17 protein-coding genes, 1 tRNA gene and 1 pseudogene are annotated in these 22,743 nt (G+C 55.9%); 15 read left to right on the top strand and 4 right to left on the bottom strand.

Going from position 1 to position 22,743, the window contains the following annotated elements; genetic code table 11:
• Positions 1–42 precede the first annotated feature (42 nt).
• Positions 43–1,227 (bottom strand): AI-2E family transporter, encoded by a 1,185-nt coding sequence (locus IEW18_RS14505; protein ID WP_188558579.1) that lies wholly within the window; start codon positions 1,225–1,227, stop codon positions 43–45.
• Positions 1,228–1,419: 192 nt separating this feature from the next.
• Here IEW18_RS14505 and IEW18_RS14500 point away from each other — a divergent pair, with 192 nt between their 5' ends.
• From IEW18_RS14500 to rplT, 8 genes and pseudogenes are all read left to right on the top strand, one after another.
• Complete coding sequence (locus IEW18_RS14500) at positions 1,420–3,339, top strand: DNA topoisomerase IV subunit B (RefSeq protein ID WP_188558578.1); 1,920 nt, start codon at positions 1,420–1,422, stop codon at positions 3,337–3,339.
• A gap of 175 nt (positions 3,340–3,514) precedes the next feature.
• Complete coding sequence (locus IEW18_RS14495) at positions 3,515–6,472, top strand: DNA gyrase/topoisomerase IV subunit A (protein WP_188558577.1); 2,958 nt, start codon at positions 3,515–3,517, stop codon at positions 6,470–6,472.
• Positions 6,473–6,738: 266 nt separating this feature from the next.
• The gene (locus tag IEW18_RS14490) at positions 6,739–7,572 is read left to right on the top strand and encodes a tetratricopeptide repeat protein (protein WP_188558576.1); all 834 of its coding nucleotides are present in this window, start codon (positions 6,739–6,741) and stop codon (positions 7,570–7,572) included.
• Positions 7,573–7,640: 68 nt separating this feature from the next.
• Positions 7,641–8,762 carry a tetratricopeptide repeat protein gene (locus tag IEW18_RS14485; protein ID WP_188558575.1) on the top strand — a complete coding sequence of 374 codons (1,122 nt, stop codon included), beginning with the start codon at positions 7,641–7,643 and terminating at the stop codon, positions 8,760–8,762.
• Positions 8,763–8,913: 151 nt separating this feature from the next.
• Positions 8,914–10,863, top strand: a complete 1,950-nt coding sequence (thrS, locus tag IEW18_RS14480; RefSeq protein WP_188558574.1) for a threonine--tRNA ligase — start codon at positions 8,914–8,916, stop codon at positions 10,861–10,863.
• Positions 10,864–11,130: 267 nt separating this feature from the next.
• Positions 11,131–11,688 (top strand): annotated as a pseudogene (gene infC / locus IEW18_RS14475) (translation initiation factor IF-3); the annotation flags it as partial.
• A gap of 176 nt (positions 11,689–11,864) precedes the next feature.
• Entirely contained in the window at positions 11,865–12,059 is a 195-nt protein-coding gene (gene rpmI, locus IEW18_RS14470; protein WP_188558573.1) for a 50S ribosomal protein L35, read from the top strand.
• Between the two features lie 167 nt (positions 12,060–12,226).
• Positions 12,227–12,571, top strand: a complete 345-nt coding sequence (rplT, locus tag IEW18_RS14465) for a 50S ribosomal protein L20 (protein ID WP_188558572.1) — start codon at positions 12,227–12,229, stop codon at positions 12,569–12,571.
• Between the two features lie 216 nt (positions 12,572–12,787).
• Here the strand turns inward: rplT and IEW18_RS14460 are convergent, their stop codons facing one another.
• Positions 12,788–13,207, bottom strand: coding sequence for a hypothetical protein (locus IEW18_RS14460; RefSeq protein ID WP_188558571.1), 420 nt, complete (start codon positions 13,205–13,207; stop codon positions 12,788–12,790).
• Positions 13,208–13,707: 500 nt separating this feature from the next.
• Between IEW18_RS14460 and IEW18_RS14455 the strand changes: the two genes are divergently transcribed.
• Complete coding sequence (locus tag IEW18_RS14455; RefSeq protein ID WP_188558570.1) at positions 13,708–13,962, top strand: hypothetical protein; 255 nt, start codon at positions 13,708–13,710, stop codon at positions 13,960–13,962.
• Between the two features lie 620 nt (positions 13,963–14,582).
• On the opposite strand, the gene IEW18_RS14450 is transcribed toward IEW18_RS14455, so the two are convergent.
• Positions 14,583–15,251, bottom strand: a complete 669-nt coding sequence (locus IEW18_RS14450) for an outer membrane beta-barrel protein (RefSeq protein ID WP_188558569.1) — start codon at positions 15,249–15,251, stop codon at positions 14,583–14,585.
• A gap of 407 nt (positions 15,252–15,658) precedes the next feature.
• Positions 15,659–15,732: transfer RNA gene (locus IEW18_RS14445), tRNA-Met, on the bottom strand.
• A 139-nt stretch (positions 15,733–15,871) separates the two neighbouring features.
• Here IEW18_RS14445 and IEW18_RS14440 point away from each other — a divergent pair.
• The 6 genes from IEW18_RS14440 (at position 15,872) to trxB (ending at position 22,727) form a co-directional block, all read left to right on the top strand.
• Positions 15,872–16,282: an START-like domain-containing protein gene (locus IEW18_RS14440; RefSeq protein WP_188558568.1), complete on the top strand. Its 411-nt coding sequence runs from the start codon at positions 15,872–15,874 to the stop codon at positions 16,280–16,282.
• A 119-nt stretch (positions 16,283–16,401) separates the two neighbouring features.
• Positions 16,402–17,835: an LptF/LptG family permease gene (locus tag IEW18_RS14435; protein ID WP_188558567.1), complete on the top strand. Its 1,434-nt coding sequence runs from the start codon at positions 16,402–16,404 to the stop codon at positions 17,833–17,835.
• 137 nt (positions 17,836–17,972) lie between these two features.
• Positions 17,973–18,248, top strand: a complete 276-nt coding sequence (gene rpsO, locus IEW18_RS14430) for a 30S ribosomal protein S15 (protein WP_188558566.1) — start codon at positions 17,973–17,975, stop codon at positions 18,246–18,248.
• Between the two features lie 193 nt (positions 18,249–18,441).
• Positions 18,442–20,604, top strand: a complete 2,163-nt coding sequence (locus IEW18_RS14425) for a polyribonucleotide nucleotidyltransferase (protein ID WP_188558565.1) — start codon at positions 18,442–18,444, stop codon at positions 20,602–20,604.
• 134 nt (positions 20,605–20,738) lie between these two features.
• The gene (locus tag IEW18_RS14420) at positions 20,739–21,602 is read left to right on the top strand and encodes a sigma-70 family RNA polymerase sigma factor (RefSeq protein ID WP_022823752.1); all 864 of its coding nucleotides are present in this window, start codon (positions 20,739–20,741) and stop codon (positions 21,600–21,602) included.
• Between the two features lie 177 nt (positions 21,603–21,779).
• Positions 21,780–22,727, top strand: coding sequence for a thioredoxin-disulfide reductase (gene trxB, locus IEW18_RS14415; RefSeq protein WP_188558564.1), 948 nt, complete (start codon positions 21,780–21,782; stop codon positions 22,725–22,727).
• The last annotated feature ends 16 nt before the right edge of the window (positions 22,728–22,743 follow it).

Genomic DNA, 22,743 nt, shown 5'->3' with positions numbered 1-22,743 from the left:
CGGCCAACGGGGAAAGGGTAGGAGTGGCAACAGCCGTGCTTATCAGGCAGCTTTGCCGGTAACGCGTCCCCATAATCGGCCCAGGAAACCGGGCTGTTTTTCGCCGGGTTTCGTGGAGTCGTCGCCCTCGGCCGTGTCGCCAAGCAGAAAGCCCCAGGGCTCGGTGACTTTGTTGGCGTCCAGCACTACCTTGATAACGGCCATAATCGGAATGCTTAGAATCATGCCGGGCGTGCCCCACAGCTCGTTGCCCAGAATCAGGGCCAGAATAGCAGCCAGCGGGTTAATGCTTACCTGCGAGCCGGTAATCATGGGCGTGATAAAGTTGCCCTCCAGGAATTGAACTACCACGAACACGCCAATTACCAGCGCCGCCTGCACCACCGAACCGGTTTCTACCAGCGTGATAATGGCCGGGATGGTAGCTCCAATCATGATACCGATATAAGGAATAACGGCCAGCACCGAAGCAAAAATGGCGAAGAAGATGGCAAACTTAACCCCCAGCGCCACCAGCCCGATGCCGTTCAGAACGGCCACAATGATGATAACCTTCACCAGACCCGAAATGTAGGCCTGCACTACCGTCTGGATGCTATCCACAGTGTGCAGCACCGCCGTGCGCTTATCGGGAGCCACAAACCGGAACATGAACTGCCGCAGGTGGTCGCGGTAAAGCAGCAAACAGAAGATGTAGATGAACACCTGCAGAATATTGCTCAGGGCCGCGGTGGTTGTGTTGAGCGTGGTGCCCAGGTACGTACCGCCCGACTTTTTCAGGGCCTTCATTGTCGATTCCTTTACGTCTTCAATGCTCATGGGCTGGTAGCCGAACCGCTGGTGGGCCCACTCCTGGGCCGTATTAAAGAACTCCATGGTCTTGGCCTGCAGCTTGGGAATCTCCGATTTAAACTGCGTTAGCTGGGAGCCAAACCCAAGCACGAAGCCCGCAAAAATCAGCACCAGCAGCAGCAGGCACAGAATGATGGCCAGCACCCGGGGTAAGCCCCGGAGTTCCAGCCACCGGCAGATGGGCAATAAAAGCAGGGCAAAAACGCCCGAGAAAACCAGGGGCAGCAGCACGTCATCGAGTACGCGCAGAGTGTATACCAGCAGCACGGCCCCCAGCATGAGGAAGGCAAACTGAACCACGGGCGCTTGCTTTACCTCCGGATTAGGCTTGTGGCCCGAAGGAGGCAAATGATGTTGAGTAGCGGGAGGAAACATAATACTAAAAAAATTGGTAAGTCAAACAGGTTGGGAGTGAAGGTGCTGGCTGAAATTGGCCGTTTTTATGGGAACAAACCCCCGAAAATCAGGGTTGATACAAGGAATTTTGCTAACTTAGCTAGCGAAAGAAAGACGCGGAAAAGGCCAATTTTCTGCGTTATTTTACCTCAAATTTGATTACCCGATTTCATGGCTGAAGAACTAGTACCTACCGCTACCCCCGACCACGGCTACACCGAGGACAGTATCCGCTCTCTGGACTGGCGTGAGCATATTCGGCTGCGCCCGGGCATGTACATCGGTAAGCTGGGGGACGGCTCCAGCTACGATGACGGCATTTACGTGCTGGTCAAGGAAGTTATTGATAACTCGATTGATGAGCACGTAATGGGCCACGGCCGCACCATCGAAATAAAAATTTCTGACCAGCGCGTACAGGTGCGCGACTACGGCCGGGGCATTCCGCTGGGCAAGGTGGTGGAGGTAGTAAGCAAAATCAACACGGGCGGCAAATACGACTCGAAAGTCTTCCAGAAGTCTGTGGGCTTAAACGGGGTAGGTACCAAAGCGGTTAACGCCCTGAGCAATTACTTTCTGGTGCAAAGCGTGCGCGACGGGCTGATGAAGTCGGCCGAGTTTGCCCAGGGCATCCTCACCAGCGACCCCAAGCCGGTGAAAACCAGCCAGCGCAACGGTACGCTCTTCACTTTCCAGCCCGACGAGTCCATCTTCCGTAACTACCGCTTCATCCCGGAGTATCTGGAAAATCAGATCTGGAATTACGTCTACCTGAACGCCGGGCTGACGATTAATTTCAACGGCCAGAAGTACTACTCTGAGAATGGCCTGCTGGACTTGCTGGCCCGCAAAATCGACAGTGAGAGCCGCCGTTACGACATCATTCACCTGAAAGGCGAGGACATTGAGCTGGCCCTTACCCATGGCAACGACTACGGCGAAGAATACTACTCCTTCGTGAATGGTCAGTACACCACCCAGGGCGGTACCCACCTGGCTGCTTTCCGGGAGGCCGTAGTGAAAACCCTGCGCGAGTTCTACAAAAAGGATTATGACGCGGCTGATATTCGGGGCTCCATTGTGGCCGCCATTTCGGTACGGGTGCAGGAGCCGGTGTTCGAGTCCCAGACCAAAACCAAGCTAGGTTCCATCAACATGGGCCCCGATGGGCCGACGGTGCGCGGCTTTATTCTGGACTTTGTAAAAGAGCACCTCGACAACTTCCTGCACAAAAACCCCGAAACGGCCGAGGCGCTCAAAAAGCGCATCGAACAGAACGAGCGGGAGCGGAAAGACATGGCCGGGGTGAAAAAGCTGGCCAACCAGCGCGCCAAGAAAGCCAACCTGCACAACCGCAAGCTCCGAGACTGCCGCCTGCACCTGGGCGAAACCAAAAACGCCGAGAAGGAGCTGCTTACTACCCTCTTTATTACGGAAGGTGATTCCGCCTCGGGCTCCATTACCAAGAGCCGGAACGTGGAAACGGAAGCCGTTTTCTCCCTGCGCGGTAAGCCCCTGAACTGCTTTGGGCTGAAAAAGAAAATCGTGTACGAAAACGAAGAGCTGAATCTGCTCCAGCACGCGCTCAACATTGAGGAAGGCATTGAGAACCTGCGCTACAACCGCGTAGTCATTGCCACCGATGCCGACGTGGACGGCATGCACATCCGGCTCTTGCTGCTCACGTTCTTCCTGCAGTTCTTCCCCGATTTGGTGCGCAACGGCCACGTGTTCATCCTGGAAACGCCGCTGTTTCGCGTCCGCAACAAGAAGACAACCATCTACTGCTACAACGAGCAGGAAAAGCAGGCCGCCATGCGCCAACTGGGCCGCAACCCCGAGGTAACACGCTTTAAAGGCCTGGGCGAGATTTCGCCCGACGAGTTCGGTAAGTTTATTGGTGACAACATCAAGCTGGAGCCCGTAATTCTGCAGTCCGACCGCTCCATCCAGCAGGTGCTGACCTACTACATGGGCAAAAACACCCCGGCCCGTCAGGAATTCATCATTGATAACCTGCGTTTGGAAAAAGACCTGGTGACGTCCGACGTGCTACCCCTGGCTGAAGTAGCGGAGGCTGATCTGGCCTAAGGTCAATTAATGCTATAGCCTGGCAAGTCAACGGCAGGTTACCGAATAGCACTTCCAGCAGGCCGCCAGTAGCGGACTTATGCCGCTGACTAGTTAAGAGTTTAACCTTCTGCTCTCTTTACCGGCAGCAGGAGAGAGGTACAAGAACAATAACCGTGGCGCTTGCCACACCCCCATGTCAGAAGAGACGAACCCCCACGACCCTAACCACGAAGACGAATCGAAGCTGTTTGGTGCCGGTGACTCCTTTGCGTTTGGGTCTGCGCCGGAAACGCCGGCCGATGCTGACGCTACCCCCACCGATGCCCCGCAGTTCGTCGTCAGCGAAGCGGGCGAGCTGCTGCTGGCCGAGTCCAGCGCCGATGTGCAGGCCGTGACTGAGCCGGAGCCTGTAACGGAAGAAGCCGAGGAAGAACCCAAGTTCGCCCCTGGCGAAACCATCCACGACGTGGCCACCGTGAACGGTATGTACCAGAACTGGTTTCTGGACTACGCCTCCTACGTGATTCTGGAGCGCGCTGTGCCCGCCATTGAGGATGGCCTTAAGCCTGTGCAGCGCCGCATTCTGCACGCCATGAAGGAAATGGACGATGGCCGCTTTAACAAGGTCGCCAACGTTATTGGCCAAACCATGCAGTACCACCCCCACGGCGATGCCTCTATCGGCGACGCCATGGTGAACCTGGGTCAGAAAGATTTGCTGATTGAAACCCAGGGCAACTGGGGCGACATCCGTACCGGCGACGGGGCCGCGGCGGCCCGCTACATTGAAGCCCGCCTAAGCAAGTTTGCCCTCGACGTGGTGTTCAACCCCGACATCACGGAGTGGCAAATGAGCTACGACGGCCGCAAGCGCGAACCCACTACGCTGCCCGTGAAGTTCCCGCTGCTGCTGGCTCAGGGCGTAGAAGGTATTGCCGTAGGTTTGAGCACCAAGATCATGCCCCACAACTTTCGCGAGTTGTGCAAGGCCTCCATTGACGTGCTGCGCGGTAAGGATATTCAGCTGTTCCCCGACTTCCCGACCGGCGGCCTCTGCGACGTCTCTAACTACAACGGCGGCTTGCGCGGGGCCAAAATCCGCCTGCGCGCTACCATTGAAAAGGTCGACAAAACCCTACTCGTCATTCGCGACATCCCCTACGGCACCACCACCACGGCGCTGATGGAAAGCATCGTGAAGGCCTCGGAAGCCAACAAAATCAAGATCAAGAAGGTAGTCGATAATACGGCCGCCGAGGTAGAAATTCAGGTGCACCTGCCCACCGGCGTGAGCCCCGACCTCACCATTGATGCCCTGTACGCCTTCACTGACTGCGAAATCAGCATTTCGCCCAACACTTGCGTGATTATCGAGGATAAGCCGCGCTTTGTGGGGGTAGAGGACATGCTGCGCCTGAGCACCCAGAAAACGGTGCGCCTGTTGGAGCGGGAGCTGGAAATCCGCCAGGAAGAGCTCCAGGAAAAGTGGCATTCGGCCTCCCTGGAGAAGATTTTCATCGAAAACCGCATCTACCGCAAAATTGAGGAGTGCGAAACCTGGGAAGACATTCTGCAAACCATTGATGCCGGCTTGAAGAAGTTTGTGCGCATTGAGGGGGAAAAGCAGAAGGCCAATGATGCGCGCATTGTCTTGCGCCGTGCCATTACGGAAGACGACCTCACCCGCCTGACCGAAATCCGCATCAAGCGCATCAGCAAGTACGACGGGTTTAAGGCCGAGGAGTACATTCAGAAGCTGGAAACGGAGCTGGCGGAAGTAGCCGACCACCTGGCTAACATCATCCGCTACGCCATTCACTATTTCGAGGGCCTGCTGAAAAAGTACGGTGCGGGCCGGGAGCGGAAAACCCAGCTGCGCACCTTCGACGTGGTGACGGCCCAGAAAGTAGCCGTGGCCAACCAGAAGCTCTACGTCAACTACGCTGATGGCTTTGTGGGCTACGGCCTCAAGAAGGACGAAAAAGCCGTAACGGTGTGCGACTGCTCGGACCTGGACGACATCATTGCCATTCGCCGCGACGGCACGTTCGTGGTGAGCCGCATAGCCGAAAAAACCTTCGTGGGCAAGGACATCCTGCACGTGGGCGTCTATAACAAGAACGACGACCGGCTGGTGTACAACATGGTGTACCAGGACGGGGCCTCGGGCATTGCCTTTGCCAAACGCTTCCTAGTGACGGGTATCACCCGCGACAAAGTATACGACCTAACCAAGGGCACGAAAGGCACCAAAACTCTCTATCTGACGGCCAACCCTAACTCCGAGTCGGAGGTAGTAAGCGTGCAGCTTTCGGATAAAGCCCCAGTCCGCGTCAAGCAGTTCGACTTCGACTTTGCCGAGCTGGCCATTAAGGGCAAGGGGTCCATGGGCAACATCGTAACGAAGCAGCCCATCAAGAAAATCACCCGCAAAACCGTGGGCGACAGCACCTTGGGTGGGCGTGAAGTGTTCTTCGACAGTGTAGTGGGCCGCCTAAACCACGCCGGTCATGGCCGCTACCTTGGCGCCTTCGACACCGACGACAGCATTCTGGTTGTGTACAGGGATGGCAGCTACGAATTGGTGCCTCCAGATTTGACCATTCACTTTGAGCTGCACAAGATTGTCCTCCTGCGCAAGTTTGAGGTCGATACGGTTATCAATGCCGTGTACGTCGAGGGCGAAACGAAAACCCACTATGTAAAGCGCTTCCGCGTTGAAACCAGCACCTTGCGCAAACCCTTCATCTTTATTTCCGAAACCAAAGGCAGCAGCTTAGTGTGTGCTACCTGCGGCCTGGAACCTGAGGTAGAGCTGAAAGTGCAAAAGGAGAAAAAAGCGGAAAAAGTCACGGAGCGGATGATGCTGCACGAGTTCATTGACGTGAAAGGCTGGAAGGCTTTGGGCAACAAGCTCAACTACTTCCGCATCCATGGCGTGACTTTGCTGACGGATGAAGGCCCCGAGCCCCAGCGCCGCGAGGCGAAGAAGAAGGCCGGGCCGGCCACCATTCCCAGAACGGCAGCTACCAGCGCCGCCGCCGAGGAGCCGCTGCCGGAACTCAGTGACACGGTTGACATTTCGGAGGCCGACATTGCCCAGGCCCAGGCTGTGCTAAAAACTCCTAAGTCACAGTTGAAACTCTTCTAGTTGCTGACTCTCTTCAGTACTACTGCCTACAGAAAAGCCAGCCTACATTCAGGCTGGCTTTTCTGTAGGCAGGGGCTGCGCTGCCGCTTCAACTATTACTTTGGCTCAGTTGCCGTAAGGCCGGCACTGCTCAGTTGCTTGGTAAACGATGGCCGAAGCAGCATGCTAGGTCCGGCGGTATGGAATGGCTAGGCGGCAAGTTTTAACTCAACATCAGGATCTGAAAAGTACCTTTGCCGGCCATGCTGCGCGTAGTAAGCTTTCTTATGGGGATACTGCTGCTTGGTCTGCTCACGGGCCAGGCCCGGGTGCTAGCGCAAGCCCGGCCAGCACCAAAAACAACTGTTAGCATCCCCGATCCGGTAGTAGCGGACCTGCTGACCCAGGCCCGGGCGTTACAGGCGCAGTACCACGAATCGGAAGCTCTGGCCAAGTACGAGCAGGCGCTGAGCAAAGTGCCAGCTACCTACGAGGCTCTGTGGCAGGCCGCCGTGCTTAGTGTCCGGATTGGGGCCCGCTACACCGATGAAACCCGTAAGGCTGCCTATTTCTCGGCGGCCCGCCTCTACGCCAGTCGGGCCTTGGTGGTGCGCCCCGATGGGGCCGAGGGCCATTACGCCGAAGCGCTGGCCCTATCAAACCAGGCAACCCTGCTTACCGCCCGCGGCCGTTTGCTAGCCTACCGCGAAATGCGCACCCATGTATTCCGGGCTACCGAGTTGCGGCCCGACTGGGCCGAAGCCTGGCAGCTGCTAGGACGGTGGCACTACCGCGTGGACCACTATAGCCCCTTGGAGCGGGTTTTTAGCCGGGTATTTCTGGGTGGAACGCCGGCGGGTGCCAGTACATTTCGGGCTATTGATGCGCTCAGGCGGGCCCATGAGCTCGACCCCAAACGCATTCAATACGCCTATGATTTGGCCCGTGTGTACTTAAACCGCAGCCAGCAGACCCGGGCTACCGCCGTGTTGCAGGAAGCAGTAGCCCTAACGCCCGTAACGGCTGATGAGTTGGAGCTCAGCCGCCGCTGCCGCCGTATGCTAGAGCAGCTTAACCGCAAGTTGCGCCGCCAAATCAGTCGTCACGTCAGGAAGTTATAAGCTGCCGGCGCCAGGTAGCGCCCAAGCACGGGAGCCCGTATCTTTGCTGCTGAATTTTACTTTGCGCCGTGCGTTCCTCCTGTTTCTTGCGTTTGTTTCTGTTGCTGGCCGCTGGCCCGGCCGTTGTAGCTGCCTGCACAGAAGGCCCCAAGGAGCGGCCCGAAACCATGGTGAACCTGCGTACGGTGCAGAGCGGACCGAAAATTCAGGCCGAAGAGCTGGATGGTGCCATTGCCCGCCAGCCGCAGAATGCTTCCCTGTACGCCCGCCGGGCCGCTTTTCGCCTGGATGCTGGCCTGACGGAAGCCGCGCTACGAGACATCAACCAAGCCCTTGATTTAGACGATGCACCGGGTGAGTTCTATTTCACGAAAGCCCGGGCATTGCGTGCGCAAGGAAAAATTCAGTCGGCGCTAGCGGCTACTACCGAGGCCGCCCGCCGGGGCTTCGCTTCCCCAGATCTGAATCTGCTGGTGGGGGAGATGCACCTGGCCACCCGCCGCTACCAGGATGCCCTGGACCAACTAGACCGCGCCCTGCAACAGGAGCCGGACCACGCCGCCGCGCTGTTCTATAAAGGAGTTGCCTACGTAGGGTTACAGGATACGCTCCAGGCTTTGGAGCACTTTCGGGCCAGCTTGGCCCGCGACCCACGCCAGCCCGAAACGCTGCATCAGTTGGCGTTTCTGTCCAATGCGTTCCGCCAACCCGACCAAGCGGCCATTTACGCGGCCCGCGGCTTAAAGCTGGCGCCCACCTACGGCCCGCTGTGGTATGATTACGGCCGGCAGTTTGAGCTTCAGAACCAGCCCGATAGTGCCACGCGCATCTATGCCCGAACGGTTCAGCTGGACACAACTTTCTACCGGGCTGATTACCGCCTGGCCCTCGTGGCCTTCAAAGCCCGCAAATACGCCCAGGCCGTGCCGCACCTGCAGCGGGCCCTGCGCCGCGCCCCGCGCCTGGCCGGTGCTCGCCAAATGCTGGCCGAGAGCTTGGAAAGTGTGGGGCGCTGGCCCGAAGCCGCCGATCAGTACCGGCTGCTGGTGGCTGAAAACCCGGGCAACCGCCACTGGACGTACAAAGCCTGGAAGGTGGGCAACCGGGCCAAGGGCGTTATCGTGAATGAAGCCCCCCGGCCCGCCGTGGAGGCCGTTGAGCCCATTGTGGTGGACCACTCTGGCTTATAGCAGGGGGAGGATTATGAAGTAGTACAGTGGGGTGTTTGCGGTTCTGCTTGCGCTGTTCAAGCGTCAAGCTCCCATTTCACCTCTTCACAATTTCACCACTTGTGTAACTTGCGGGCTCACGGCTGTTTGTATAGCCATTATCCCCAACTTCATGTTGAATATCACCCTCCCCGATGGCTCGGTGCGCCAGTTTGTAGATGGCGCCACGGGCTACGATGTTGCCGCTGGCATTAGCGAAGGCCTCGCCCGTAATGCCCTGGGTGTGCGCGTCAACGGCGAAGTGCGCGACTTGCACCGCCCCATTGAACAGGATGCCACCGTTGCTATTCTGACCTGGAACGACCCGGAAGGCAAGTCCACCTTCTGGCACTCCTCGGCTCACCTGATGGCCGAAGCCCTCGAAGCCCTCTACCCCGGCGTGAAGCTAGGTATTGGCCCCAGCATCGAAAACGGCTTCTATTACGATATTGATCTGGGTGAAGGCCGCACAATTTCTACCGACGATCTGCCGGAAGTAGAAAAGAAAATGCTGGAGCTGGCCAAGAAGAAAAGCCAATATGAGCGCCGCGAGGTAAGCAAGGCCGATGCCATTGCCTACTTCACCGAAAAGCAAGACCCCTACAAGCTAGACCTGCTGGAGCGCCTCGAAGACGGCTCCATTACCTTCTACACCCAAGGCGACTTCACGGACCTCTGCCGCGGCCCCCACATTCCTGATACCTCGCCCATCAAGGCCGTGAAACTGCTCAACGTGGCCGGGGCTTACTGGCGCGGTGATGAGAAAAACAAGCAGCTCACGCGCATCTACGGCATCACCTTTCCCAAAGCCAAGGAACTGACGGAGTACCTGGAGCGGCTGGAGGAAGCCAAGCGCCGCGACCACCGCAAGCTGGGCAAAGAGCTGGAGCTGTTTGCCTTTTCGGAAAAGGTAGGGGCAGGGCTACCCCTGTGGCTGCCCAAGGGAACGGCCCTGCGCGAGCGGCTGGAGCAGTTTCTGCGTCGGGCCCAGATCAAGGCCGGCTATCAGCCCGTCGTGACGCCCCACATTGGCTCCAAGGAGCTGTACGTGACCAGCGGCCACTACGAAAAGTACGGTGCCGACTCGTTCCAGCCCATCAAGACGCCGAATCCGGGCGAGGAGTTCTTCCTCAAGCCCATGAACTGTCCCCACCACTGCGAAATCTACAAAACCAAGCCCCGCTCGTACCGCGACCTGCCAGTGCGCTTCGCCGAGTTTGGCACCGTGTACCGCTACGAGCAGTCGGGCGAGCTGCACGGCCTGACGCGGGTGCGCGGTTTTACCCAGGATGACGCCCACATCTTCTGCCGTCCTGACCAAGTAAAGGAGGAGTTCCTGAAGGTAATTGACATCGTGCTCTACGTGCTCAAAGCCCTGGATTTCCCCGATTTCACGGCCCAGATTTCCCTGCGCGACCCCGAAAATAAAACCAAGTACATCGGCTCCGACGAAAACTGGGAGAAGGCGGAGCAGGCCATCATTGAAGCTGCGGCCGAGAAGGGCCTGACCACCGTCACGGAACTCGGCGAAGCCGCTTTCTACGGTCCCAAGCTCGACTTTATGGTGCGTGATGCCATCGGCCGCAAGTGGCAGCTCGGCACCATTCAGGTCGACTACAACCTGCCCGAACGGTTTGAACTAGAGTACGTGGCCTCCGACAACTCCCGCCAGCGCCCCGTGATGCTGCACCGGGCTCCGTTTGGCTCGCTGGAGCGCTTCGTAGCCGTTCTCATTGAGCACTGCGGCGGTAATTTCCCGCTCTGGCTTTCCCCGGAGCAGTTCACCGTGCTGCCCATTTCGGAAAAGTACCACGACTACGCCCAGCAGGTGTACGACCAGTTGCAGGCCGCTGAGCTACGCGGCACCGTGGACCACCGCGACGAGAAAATCGGCCGCAAAATCCGGGATGCAGAAGTCGGCAAAATCCCTTACATGCTGATTGTAGGCGAAAAGGAGCAGGAAAATGGCGTTGTCTCGATCCGTAAGCACGGAGCCGGCGACGTGGGAGCCATGCCCATCGGAGAGTTCATTCAGAGCTTCCAGCAGCAGGTAGCCGACATGATGGACGGTAAGGCCAGTTAACAGCGCCGCTAGCTGATTAGAAGTACCGCAACGGACCTTCTGCTAAGAGAAGCAGCTACCCCCTTTGCGGGGCGTTACTACCGGCCGAAGGTCCGTTGTTGATTTCCGAAAACCAGTTTTTCACCGGCTGAATAGGCATTTTTATATAGCCTTTTTTGAGCGTGTGGAAAAAATGCCGGATATTCGCACGCTGATTGAACTAGCTGGCGCCCTTGCGCGTCCTTTCAATCCTAGCAGAAACCGACTTTCACCTTAAGGAGAACCGCCATAGCTACCCCCAACCGCCGCTATATACCTCGTGCCCAGGTCGAGGAGCCGTTTAAAATCAATCAGAAGATTACGGCCCGTGAAGTTCGCCTCGTCGGCGACAACATCGAGCAGGGCATCTATTCCATTGAGCAGGCCCGTCGGTTTGCTCAGGAGCAGAACCTCGACCTCGTGGAAATTTCCCCCACGGCTGTACCGCCCGTGTGCCGCGTCATCGACTACTCGAAGTTTAAGTACGAGCAGAAGAAAAAGACCCGGGAGCTGAAGGCCAAGCAAACCAAGGTAGTCATCAAGGAAATCCGCTTCGGACCCAACACGGATGACCACGATTTCGCCTTTAAGTTGAAGCACGCCCAGGAATTTCTGCGTGAAGGAGCCAAGATCAAGGCCTACGTGCATTTCGTGGGCCGTAGCATTGTCTTCAAAGAGCGAGGCGAAATTCTGCTGCTGAAATTTGCCCAGGCCCTCGAAGACCTTGGTAAAGTGGAGCAGCTGCCCAAGCTAGAAGGCAAGCGCATGTTCCTTTACCTGGCTCCCAAGGCTGCGGCTCCTACCAAAGTAGCAAAGCCTGCTGCTCCCAAGGAAGCCGGCAAAGAGCCCGCTAAAGAAGCCCGGCCCGCTGCCGCTGACAAGGCATCCGAATAGTTTACCCGGGGCTGCGGCCCCATTTTGAGCTGGCGCACCGGCCCTAGGCAGCCGACCGCCGCAGTTTTTCACCTTTTATCACCACCACAATGCCGAAAATGAAGACCAAGTCCGGCGCCAAAAAGCGTTTCACGCTGACCGGCACGGGCAAGATCAAGCGTAAGCACGCCTTCAAAAGCCACATTCTGACCAAGAAGAGCACCAAGCAGAAGCGTAACCTGACGCACGTAACGCTGGTAAGCTCGGCCGACATGAACCGCGTAAAGGACATGCTTACTCTTTAATTAGTAATTAAGAATTAGCGAGTAAGAATGGCCGATACCTTTTTCGGATCTAATTGTTCTTAACTGCTAATTGTCAATTATTAATGTAATTTTTTCACCAGGCGTCCGGCTGAAATAAAAGCTGCGGTAAATAATTATCCGCCGCCGGCCGCCAAAAAAAACTGGTTATGCCAAGAAGTGTAAACCACGTGGCCTCGCGCCACCGCCGGAAAAAAGTAATGCGTTTGGCGAAAGGCTACTACGGCCGTCGCAAAAACGTATGGACCGTTGCCAAAAACGCGGTTGAGAAAGGTCTGCTGTATGCCTACCGCGACCGGAAAGTTAAGAAGCGCGAGTTCCGCGCCCTCTGGATTCAGCGTATCAACGCTGGTGCCCGGGAGCACGGTCTGTCTTACTCGCAGTTCATGGGCGGCCTGAAAAAGGCTGGCATCGAGCTGAACCGTAAGGTTCTGGCCGACCTCGCCCTGAACCACCCCGAGGCTTTTAAAGGCATCGTGGAAAAAATCAAGTAGCTCGTTTAAATATGCTGCTTATAAAAAGCGCCTGCTCACATATGAGCAGGCGCTTTTTGTGCTTTATAATTCTGCAGAATATCAGTGTACCAACGTATCTGAGAGAGCCACTTATCCATCTAGCCCCTTTTTGGCGCTGTTTTAATCGATAAAGAAACTTCTCTTTAACCTTGTCCCACACTTGTCGGTCAACAAGCTTCAGCTGAAGAGCTACCCCTAAACTGGGCCCTGCTGCTTGTCGCGCAGTAAGTCAATGATGAGCTGCTTATCCGCAATGATATCTTCCAGCTCCCTAATGCGGCTGCGGCTTTGTTCCAACTCCTGCCTGCAGGCAAACAAAGGAGAGGAATAGGTAGCTGGTGCTTCCTGGGCCACAATTAAGGACCCGTCCTGGGCCAGTAACGGCTGATCTGCTGCTAGTGCAGCTACTGCTTCCGGGGACTGGAGCGGGGCTAGCGGTTCGCCCTCGCCTGTAATCAGCCAGTGGCTATTGACCCGGGGAAATACCGCGAGTATTTTCTGAATTGTTTTCAGGGTTACGCCGCTCTGCTTGGGCCCGGTAAAGCCATTGAGGGTCTGGGGCTTCATGTCCAGCTTGGCCGCGAAAGCCGAGGGCTTGAGCCGCAGGAGTTCCATAAGCTGCAGCAAACGCTTTCCGAAAGGCTCAGACGTACTGGCAGTTAAGGGCTGATGAGCGGGGGACATGCTAGAATGTGAAGGCGCTTTTTGGAGGAGTTAATATTTAAGGTAAATTGCGTATGTGATTAAGCTTTTTGCCTTAAATGTTGGGAAAACCTACAAAATATTGTGTGAATGGAAAGCTCACAAGCAGATAATACCAATAAGAAAGTGCGGTCTATGCGCTTGCCCGACCAAGGAAATCCTTTGTGGATAGCTTACCAGAAATTATCCCGACTCCAGCAGAGAGCCTTCAAGGATGCAGTGCAGGAATGTGGCTTCACTTTCAACACCTTTCTGCACGACACTGCCCTAGAGCGGCCCCTTGACCTGATACCGTTCGGTCGGTTAGATTTCTACTCAACTTTCTTCAAGGCGGTGGAAAGTGAGCAGGACTTCTTTACGGTAGCCCGCCTGGAGCGCAGAAAGGTACTACTACACCGCTCACTCTAATCCTAGTGAAACACTTCAAAGGTAAACGCTACAGCGTGAAGGAAGCCTTAGCTATTGTATTCGGATCACCGCCCTTTGATATGGAGTATCCTACTGAAGATATTCAACGGGTGCTGAGCAAATTACTAGGGCGTGAATTAACCGAAAAAGAGGTGTTGTCTGCCCTACACCAAGTGCCTTTTGCCGCCGCTCACCGACGCAAGAAAAATAACTTTCTGACGTGGCACTTCACCCATGTACTTACCAACCAGTACGAATAAGCAGTTTTAAAAAGCTTCTGGCAGCTTTCCATCTCCGAAAACTATAGTTATAACGGAATTCGGTAGAGTCTATATCCGATCAGCTAGTTATGGTTTATTGTAAGTGATAAACGTGCTGGGAACACCCAGCACGTTTTTTTTATTACACACAGGGGCGAACAACGGGCTATCCTGCGGGACTACACCCAAGCAGGCCTGAATGATACATATGCGCCAGTAGCGTCTGCTGGCGTGCTACAGATAGTACCGAGCCCTGGAGTAGTTGCTCCGTATAGCAGCGCCACGTGAAGTAGCTAAGTGGATTGATCTTGACAGTTGCGCCAGAAGAGCCCAGAGTGGATACTTTACTTCTGAAGCGGTTCGACGACCGGATTAATTGAAGCTATGAATTGGTTCAATACCTACAGCTGGGAATGCGGGCTGTATTCTTAACTAGCCTTGGGGCCCACGTTACGCAGCTATATCAGTAAGTATGAATACTTATTAGTGGGCTGGGTTCATATCCGCCTTTTATTCTACTGGTACATGCACGCTCGTAATGATGCTGACGCGGTTAAGTAGACCAAGTTCTTCTGCTACCTCTGCCGCTTTCCTTTCGACAAAGCAGCGGAAGTGCTCATTTATTGCAAGGTGCCAAAGCAATAGCGTATGCTCAGATCCACATTGGGGTAGGCACCAACGCTATAGCCGAAATAAAACGGATTAATACGCACCTCACTTGCTAGCTCCAGCTTGGGGAGCAAGGCGTACCTGGCCCCAATGCCCACTAGCAGGTTGGCATATGTAGCATTTCTGCTATAAGCGTACTGGTTCGTAACCTGAAACTGGCTATCGAGATGAGTGGTCGTCGAATGCTCGCGCGTATGATAAATAGTAATGCCTAGTAGACCATCTAGCTTCATCCGCTGCGCGCTACCAGCAAAGGTGTAGCGAACCAGTAATGGTACTATATAATAGCGGCGACGTGTCGTGCCACTTGTATAGCTTATAACGGGATTGTTTGGGTTACCGGCGCTGTAATCCACTCCTTGAGCCGTGTAACTCATCCGATGATTGTACATGTTGGCTCCAAGTTGCAGGGTAAGGGTAGGAGTCAGGTGCAGGCCTGCCACAACCGTCGGAGAATATAGCAAGCCGTTGTTGAGCACCTCTCCGTAGCGTTTATCATAATACCGCCCTCCATTAACACCCACGCCTACATAGGCCTTGAGGGGAAGGGAGGAGCCAGGGGTCTGGGCGCGAGTCGCTAAGGGCAGCGCAAGCAGGCTGCAGGATAGAAGCTTATACATCTGGTCAAGAATAAAGAATAGGATAAGCCTAATGTAGCTGAAATACAGTATAATTCGGGATGCTCAGAAGCTAGGGTCCTACAAAGATTACCGAGGTAGCTGCTGTAAGCCAGCAATGATTGCTCAGGGGAAGGCAGTTTTGTGGCATATGAAAGACTTATTATGAGTCTTAGCCTCGATGCCGCGCCTGCTCTGCTGATACAGAAAACCGGTGACCTGCGCCAGGATGCCAGGGTAAGAAACCTGAGGGGCAAGGTAATAAAGGCGGGTAATTACCAGCGCTTGCAGAGGTCACCATCCAATCAAACAGGCGGAGTTCGTACCCAGGCGAATACATGGAGTTGTAATAAAAAAGTAACGGGCATAAAAAAACGGCCTTCCTGTTCTGGAAAAGCCGTTTCTATATGTAGCGGGGACGAGAGTTGAACTCGTGACCTCAGGGTTATGAATCCTGTGCTCTAACCAACTGAGCTACCCCGCCGTCTTTTTTGCTGGTGCAAAGGTAGGAACAATATTTAACGTGATGCAAGCATTGTGCAAAAAAAAACCCGTGTATATTGGCTCCCGGGCCACTTTTGCCGAGGAGGTGGACTCACTAAATTCTTTACACTGTTTTGCTTATGCCCCTTTCTGCCACTCGCCTCAAGCACCGTTTTACGGTCGAATACCCCATTAATGCTTCCCCGAAAATCCTGTATCCCTACCTGGCTTCGGCCTCGGGTCTTTCGCACTGGTTCTGCCAAGATGTGCGGGTTGACGCCGGCCGCTACAACTTCATTTGGGATAATCAACCGCACTACGCAGAAATGGCTTCACACCGGACCAACCGCTCGGTGCGGTTTGTATTCCTGGATGAAAACAAGCGCCACGCGCCCGATGCCAACTACCTGGATTTCCTCGTTGACGAGTCGCAGCTAACCCAGGAGGTCTACCTGCGCATTGTGGACTACTCCGAGGAAACGGATACGGTTGAGCTGCAGGAAATGTGGGATAGTCTGATTCAGAAGTTACGGGAACAGGTAGGAGGGTAGCGGACGTTTGGCTGATAACCGAGGAGCAGACGCGAAACGAGCCGTATCTTCGTTTCCCGTTTGCTCTTTTCTTTTTCCCCCTTAGAAGCCTGTTGCGCTAGCCTAGGCTTCGCCTTCCTATGAAAAAACTCGATAAGCTTATTCTACAAGCTTTTGCTGGACCGTTCTTCCTCACGTTTGCGGTGGTTCAGTTTATTTTCCTGATGCAGTTCATGATGAAGTACATGGACGACCTCGTGGGGAAGGACCTGGGGCTGGGCGTCATAGCCCAATTGCTGTTTTACTTCAGCGTGCTCATCGTTCCTATATCCCTGCCCTTGGCCGTGCTGCTGTCCTCGCTCATGACCTTCGGGACCCTGGGAGAACATCATGAGCTGACGGCCATCAAAACGGCCGGAATTTCTCTTACCCGCATCCTGCGGCCAGTACTGCTAGTAAGTGTACTGCTGGCGGGTGGGGCTTTTTGGTTCAACAATACTATCGTGCCTATGGCGAACCTGGAGGCGTATAGCCTGCTCTGGGACGTCCGCCAGCAGAAGCTGGCGCTGGATATTCGCGAAGGAGTTTTCTATAACGGCATTCCGGGGTACACCATCAAGGTAAATCAGAAGCTGGGCGAGAATGGCGACATTCTCAAAGGGGTTATGATTTATGACCATACCCAAAGCTCCGGGTCGATGCGGGTGATTCTGGCCGACTCGGGGCGCATGTTTACGCGGTTCGGGGGGCAGTATCTGGGCTTGGAGCTGTTTCGGGGGCGCATGTACGTGGAGCAGCCGAGCACGGACAACCGCAGCGGGGCCAACTTCGTCCGGCAAAACTTCGGCCGTAACCTGATTACCTTCTCGCTGGCTTCCTTCGGGCTGGACCGCACCAAAACGGAGCTCTTCGCCAGCAACAAGATGATGCTGAATCTAAACCAGCTGGCGCACTTCACCGATTCCCTGCACCAGCGCCTGCGCACGGAGCGGGTGCAGCTTATCACCCAGCTCAACCCGTACTACACCTACCTGCGCTTTGACACCACCGGCCGGGCCGCGGCCTTGCGCGTGCAAAACTGGAAGGTTTCTGCCGCTGAGCTACAGCCCGTTAGCCTCAACATCACGCAGCAGGCCGCCAACCGGGCCCGCAATGTGCGCTCCTTTCTGGGCACCTCGGCGGAGCGGCTGACCAATCTAAACAAGGAAACGGCCAACTACCGCATCGAAAGCTTCAAGAAGTTTACTCAGTCGGCCGCTATTCTGCTGATGTTTCTGATTGGGGCCCCGCTGGGTGCCATTATCAAGAAGGGCGGCTTGGGAGTGCCCATCCTGGTTTCCATCGTGTTCTTTATTATTTACTACGTCCTTTCCATCATGGGCGAGAAGTACGGCCGCGAAATGGTCTTGCCCGTGGGGCCGGGCATGTGGCTGGCTACTACCTTGCTGCTACCCGTTGGCCTGTTCTTCCTCTACCAAGCCCGCCACGACTCCGGGTTGCTCGACATCAATTGGGCTCAACTGCTGCCCACCTGGCTGCGGTGGCCCATCCGGGGCTACAAGAAAGCAAGCTAGTAACGTGAGGCTTCCGGCCAGATACAGGATATTTTCTGCATCTTCTCAAAGGAAAAGCTTACCTTTGCGGCCACCCCGAAGTGCGGGGTGAATTCTCTTTTCATTTTTAAATCTAAGACGGGGAAACCTATCTGCCGATGAAACTCACTACTGAAGCAAAACAGGCCATTTTCGAAAAAAACAGCCTGCAGAAGTCCGCTAACGACACCGGTTCGGCCGAGTCGCAGATTGCTCTGTTCACGACCCGCATCACGCACCTGACCGAGCACCTGAAAGTTAACAAGAAGGACTACTCGACCCGTTTGGGTCTGCTAAAGCTGGTTGGTAAGCGCCGCCGCATGCTGGACTACCTCCAGCACCGCGAAATCAACCGCTACCGCGCCATCATCAAGGAACTGGGCATTCGTAAGTAAGCCCACGGTCCGGAGCAGGGAGCCTTTCCACTGGGGAGGTTCCCTGCTCTTTTTTTGTCCGAAACCGGCCGCATTATTCCGCCGGTTTCGTTGTTTACTCCCCCAAAGGATATTTCTCAGAGCAAAATAGGGCTACTGCTGGCCCTATTTTTACGGCTGCTCGCCCGCTGTCGCTTTCTTAAGCAACCATACGATGCCCAACTACACCGCGGTTACCAAACACATTACGCTGCCCGACGGGCGGCAGATTTCCATTGAAACCGGCAAGCTGGCCAAATTCGCCGACGGCGCCGTTGTGGTGCGCCTGGGCGACGCCATGCTGCTGGCAACGGTGGTGTCGCAGCCCAGCTCCCGCGGCGACGTGGACTTCCTGCCCTTGTCCGTGGACTACCAGGAGAAATTTGGCGGTGCCGGTAAAATCCCCGGTTCGTTCCAGCGCCGGGAAGGCCGCTTGTCTGATTACGAAATTCTCGTGTGCCGCCTCGTGGACCGCATTCTGCGCCCCATGTTCCCCAAGGACTACCACTACGAGGTACAGGTACTGATTTCGCTGATTTCCGCTGACAAAGACGTGCAGCCCGATGCCCTGGCCGCCCTGGCCGCCTCAGCTGCGCTGTCAATTTCTGATATTCCGTTTGCCGGCCCTATTTCCGAAGTTCGGGTGGCCCGTATCGACGGCAAGCTGCAAATCAACCCCAAAAGCTCGGACATTGCCCGCGCGGATATTGACCTGATTGTGGGCGCCACTGCTACCTCGGTAGCCATGGTAGAAGGCGAGATGAACGAGGTGAGCGAGGAGGAAATGGTAGAAGCCATTGCCTACGCCCACGAAGCCATCAAGGAGCAGTGCCGCGTGCAGAGCGAGCTGGCCGCCGAGATTGAAAAGTCGCACGTAAAGCGCGAATACCCCAAGTACGACGAAAACGAGGACCTGAAGCAGCGCATTCACGAGGGCGTCTACCAGCAGGCCTACGCCATTGCCCAGTCGGGCAATACCAGCAAGGCCGGCCGTAAGGAGTCCTTTGGCGCCGTAAAAAAGTCTCTGACGGAAAAACTGCTGGAAGAGCAGCCGGAGCTGGACATGAAAATGTTCGGCCGCTATTACTCTTCGGCTGAGAAAAAGGCTATCCGCGACATGATGATCAAGGAGCGTACCCGCCTCGATGGTCGTCAGTTGACGGAGATTCGCCCGATCTGGAGCGAAGTAAACTACCTGCCCGGTGCGCACGGCTCGGCCCTGTTCACCCGCGGCGAAACCCAGTCGCTGACTACCGTAGCCCTGGGTACCAAACTGGATGAGCAGATCATCGACTCGGCCATGCAGTCGGGGTACAGCAAGTTCATGTTGCACTACAACTTCCCCGCCTTCTCGACGGGTGAGGTGAAGCCCAACCGTGGCCCCGGCCGCCGCGAAATTGGTCACGGCAACCTGGCCCTCCGTTCCCTGAAGCGGGTGTTGCCTTCCGAGGAAGAAAACCCCTACACCATCCGCATCGTGTCGGACATCCTGGAGTCGAACGGCTCTTCATCGATGGCGACGGTGTGTGCTGGCTCGCTGGCGCTGATGGACGCGGGCATTAAAGTGCGCGCTGCCGTTTCGGGCATTGCCATGGGTCTGGTCCAGGACAAGGAAACCGGTGAGTACGCCGTACTGTCGGACATTCTCGGCGACGAGGACCACCTCGGCGACATGGACTTCAAAGTAACCGGCACCGAGAAAGGTATCGTCGCCTGCCAGATGGACATCAAAATCCAGGGCCTGAGCAACGAAATCCTGACCGCGGCGCTGCATCAGGCGCGCGAAGGTCGCCTGCACATCCTGGCCGAGATGGCCAAGACCATTTCGGCTCCGGCCGCGGAGCTGAAGCCGCATACTCCCCGCTCGCACAAAATGCTTATCGATAAAGAGTTTATCGGGGCAGTTATCGGGCCGGGTGGTAAAGTGATTCAGCAGATCCAGAAGGACACCAACGCTACGGTAATCATTGAGGAAAAGGACGAAAAGGGCCACGTGAGCATCTACGCTTCCAACCAGGAAGACATGCAGGCGGCCATCGACCGGATCCGGGCCATTGCGGCCGTACCGGAGATTGGCGAGACCTACAAAGGCAAGGTTCGCTCGATTCAACCCTACGGCGCGTTCGTGGAAATCATGCCGGGCAAAGACGGTCTGTTGCACATTTCGGAGGTAGCCCACGAGCGTTTGGCTTCGCTGGAAGGCGTGCTGGAAGTAGGGCAGGAGATTGACGTGAAATTGCTCGACATCGACAAAAAAACCGGCAAATACCGTCTCTCGCGCAAGGTGCTTCTGCCCAAGCCCGAGCGGGCCGCGGATTCGAACGGCAGCGCCCAGTAAGAACTTCCCGAACTTTCGCGGGTACCGGCGTGTTGCACATAATCAATGCCGGTACCCGCGTTTGGGTATCCTCCGTACATCGGACTGACAACGACGTTTAGTAGCAATCAACACTCAATTCTCACGCGCCCGCAATGAGACAGCTAAAAATCAGCAAGCAGATCACCAACCGCGAAAGCCAGTCGCTGGATAAATACCTCCAGGAGATTGGCAAGGTGGATCTGCTGACCCCCGACGAGGAGGTGACGCTGGCGCAACGCATCAAAGAAGGTGACCAGCAAGCGCTGGAAAAACTCACCAAGGCTAACCTCCGCTTCGTGGTGTCGGTGGCCAAACAGTACCAGAACCAAGGGTTGTCGCTGGGTGACCTGATCAACGAGGGTAACCTTGGTCTGATCAAAGCCGCCAAGCGTTTTGATGAAACCCGCGGCTTTAAGTTCATTTCCTACGCCGTATGGTGGATTCGTCAATCCATTCTGCAGGCCCTGGCTGAACAGTCGCGCATTGTGCGTCTGCCCCTGAACCGGGTAGGCTCACTGAATAAAATTTCCAAATCCTTCTCCGAGCTGGAGCAGAAATTCGAGCGGGAGCCCTCGCCCGAAGAAATTGCCGAAGTGCTGGAGCTTACGACCTCCGAGGTGGTCGATACGCTGAAGATTTCAGGCCGTCACGTGTCGGTAGATGCTCCCTTTGTACAGGGTGAGGAAAACCGCCTCCTAGACGTGCTCGAGAACGAAGATGAGGAGAGCCCCGACACCGGGCTGATGAATGATTCGCTTCGTAAGGAGGTACAGCGCGCGTTGAGCACCCTGACCAAGCGCGAAGCCGACGTAATCACGCTGTACTTTGGCCTGAATGGGGAACACTCACTCACGCTGGAGGAAATCGGCGAAAAATTTAACCTGACCCGCGAGCGAGTGCGCCAGATCAAGGAGAAGGCCATTCGCCGTTTGCGCCATACTTCGCGCTCTAAAGCGCTCAAGCCTTATCTGGGGTAACTCTTTTTACCCCTTCGCAGAAAACCCTGACCCTTGGTTGGGGTTTTTTGTTGTAATACCAGCCCAGCTACTGCGGCAAAGTTTCTGCCCGCGGGCGGAAGCAGCGTGCGGGTATTACCTTTGCAGCCCAACTATAACTTTACACAGCGCTGGCGTGGCCGGTGCTCCGTACTTCTCATGGCGACTACCTCCCCAGAACACATCAAGTGTCTGATTATCGGCTCCGGCCCGGCTGGCTACACGGCCGCTATTTACGCCGCGCGCGCCAACCTCAAGCCCGTCATGTACCAGGGCCTGCAGCCCGGCGGGCAGCTCACGATTACCAACGACGTAGAGAATTTTCCGGGTTACCCCGACGGCATTATGGGGCCGGAAATGATGGAAGACCTCAAGAAGCAGGCCGCCCGCTTCGGCACCGACATCCGTTACGGCATTGCTACGGCGGTGGACTTTTCGGGCCATCCGCACCGGGTTACTATTGATGAAAACCTGGAGCTGACGGCTGATACGGTCATTATTGCTACGGGTGCTTCCGCCAAGTGGTTGGGTATTCCGTCGGAGCAGCGGCTGAACGGCTCGGGCGTGTCGGCCTGCGCCGTGTGCGACGGGTTTTTCTACCGCGGTAAGGACGTGGCCATTGTCGGCGCCGGCGATACGGCCGCCGAAGAAGCCACCTACCTGGCCAACCTGTGCAGCAAGGTGTACATGATTGTGCGCAAGGGCGAGATGCGGGCCTCGAAAATCATGCAGAAGCGCGTGCTTGACAATCCCAAGATTGAGGTGCTCTGGAACACCGTGACTGACGAGATTCTGGGGGAGCACGGCGTAGAAGGCGCCCGCCTAAAGAACGTACTGGACGGCACCACCCGCGACATTGCTATTGAGGGTTTCTTCGTGGCCATCGGGCACGAGCCAAACTCTAAGATTTTCCAGCCCTACCTGCACCACGATGAGCAGGGCTACCTCAAAACCCTGCCCGGAACGGCCAAAACCAACGTCGATGGTGTGTTTGCCTGCGGCGACGTGCAAGACTACACCTACCGCCAGGCCGTAACGGCCGCCGGCTCCGGCTGCATGGCTGCCCTGGATGCGGAGCGTTACCTGGCCGCGCTGGGTGACCATTAAGTGACCTAGTGATATA

This window comes from Hymenobacter glacieicola (assembly GCF_014640315.1).
GTDB classification, from domain to species: domain Bacteria; phylum Bacteroidota; class Bacteroidia; order Cytophagales; family Hymenobacteraceae; genus Hymenobacter; species Hymenobacter glacieicola.
This window is presented reverse-complemented; position numbering and strand designations above follow the sequence as displayed.

Excerpts from the sequence above, each read along its gene's own strand:
- IEW18_RS14505 (WP_188558579.1), bottom strand. The coding sequence starts at position 1,227 with ATGTTTCCTCCCGCTACTCAACATCATTTGCCTCCTTCGGGCCACAAG.
- IEW18_RS14500 (WP_188558578.1), top strand. The coding sequence starts at position 1,420 with ATGGCTGAAGAACTAGTACCTACCGCTACCCCCGACCACGGCTACACC.
- IEW18_RS14495 (WP_188558577.1), top strand. The coding sequence starts at position 3,515 with ATGTCAGAAGAGACGAACCCCCACGACCCTAACCACGAAGACGAATCG.
- IEW18_RS14490 (WP_188558576.1), top strand. The coding sequence starts at position 6,739 with ATGGGGATACTGCTGCTTGGTCTGCTCACGGGCCAGGCCCGGGTGCTA.
- thrS (WP_188558574.1), top strand. The coding sequence starts at position 8,914 with ATGTTGAATATCACCCTCCCCGATGGCTCGGTGCGCCAGTTTGTAGAT.
- rpmI (WP_188558573.1), top strand. The coding sequence starts at position 11,865 with ATGCCGAAAATGAAGACCAAGTCCGGCGCCAAAAAGCGTTTCACGCTG.
- rplT (WP_188558572.1), top strand. The coding sequence starts at position 12,227 with ATGCCAAGAAGTGTAAACCACGTGGCCTCGCGCCACCGCCGGAAAAAA.
- IEW18_RS14460 (WP_188558571.1), bottom strand. The coding sequence starts at position 13,207 with ATGGAACTCCTGCGGCTCAAGCCCTCGGCTTTCGCGGCCAAGCTGGAC.
- IEW18_RS14450 (WP_188558569.1), bottom strand. The coding sequence starts at position 15,251 with ATGTATAAGCTTCTATCCTGCAGCCTGCTTGCGCTGCCCTTAGCGACT.
- IEW18_RS14440 (WP_188558568.1), top strand. The coding sequence starts at position 15,872 with ATGCCCCTTTCTGCCACTCGCCTCAAGCACCGTTTTACGGTCGAATAC.
- IEW18_RS14435 (WP_188558567.1), top strand. The coding sequence starts at position 16,402 with ATGAAAAAACTCGATAAGCTTATTCTACAAGCTTTTGCTGGACCGTTC.
- rpsO (WP_188558566.1), top strand. The coding sequence starts at position 17,973 with ATGAAACTCACTACTGAAGCAAAACAGGCCATTTTCGAAAAAAACAGC.
- IEW18_RS14425 (WP_188558565.1), top strand. The coding sequence starts at position 18,442 with ATGCCCAACTACACCGCGGTTACCAAACACATTACGCTGCCCGACGGG.
- IEW18_RS14420 (WP_022823752.1), top strand. The coding sequence starts at position 20,739 with ATGAGACAGCTAAAAATCAGCAAGCAGATCACCAACCGCGAAAGCCAG.
- trxB (WP_188558564.1), top strand. The coding sequence starts at position 21,780 with ATGGCGACTACCTCCCCAGAACACATCAAGTGTCTGATTATCGGCTCC.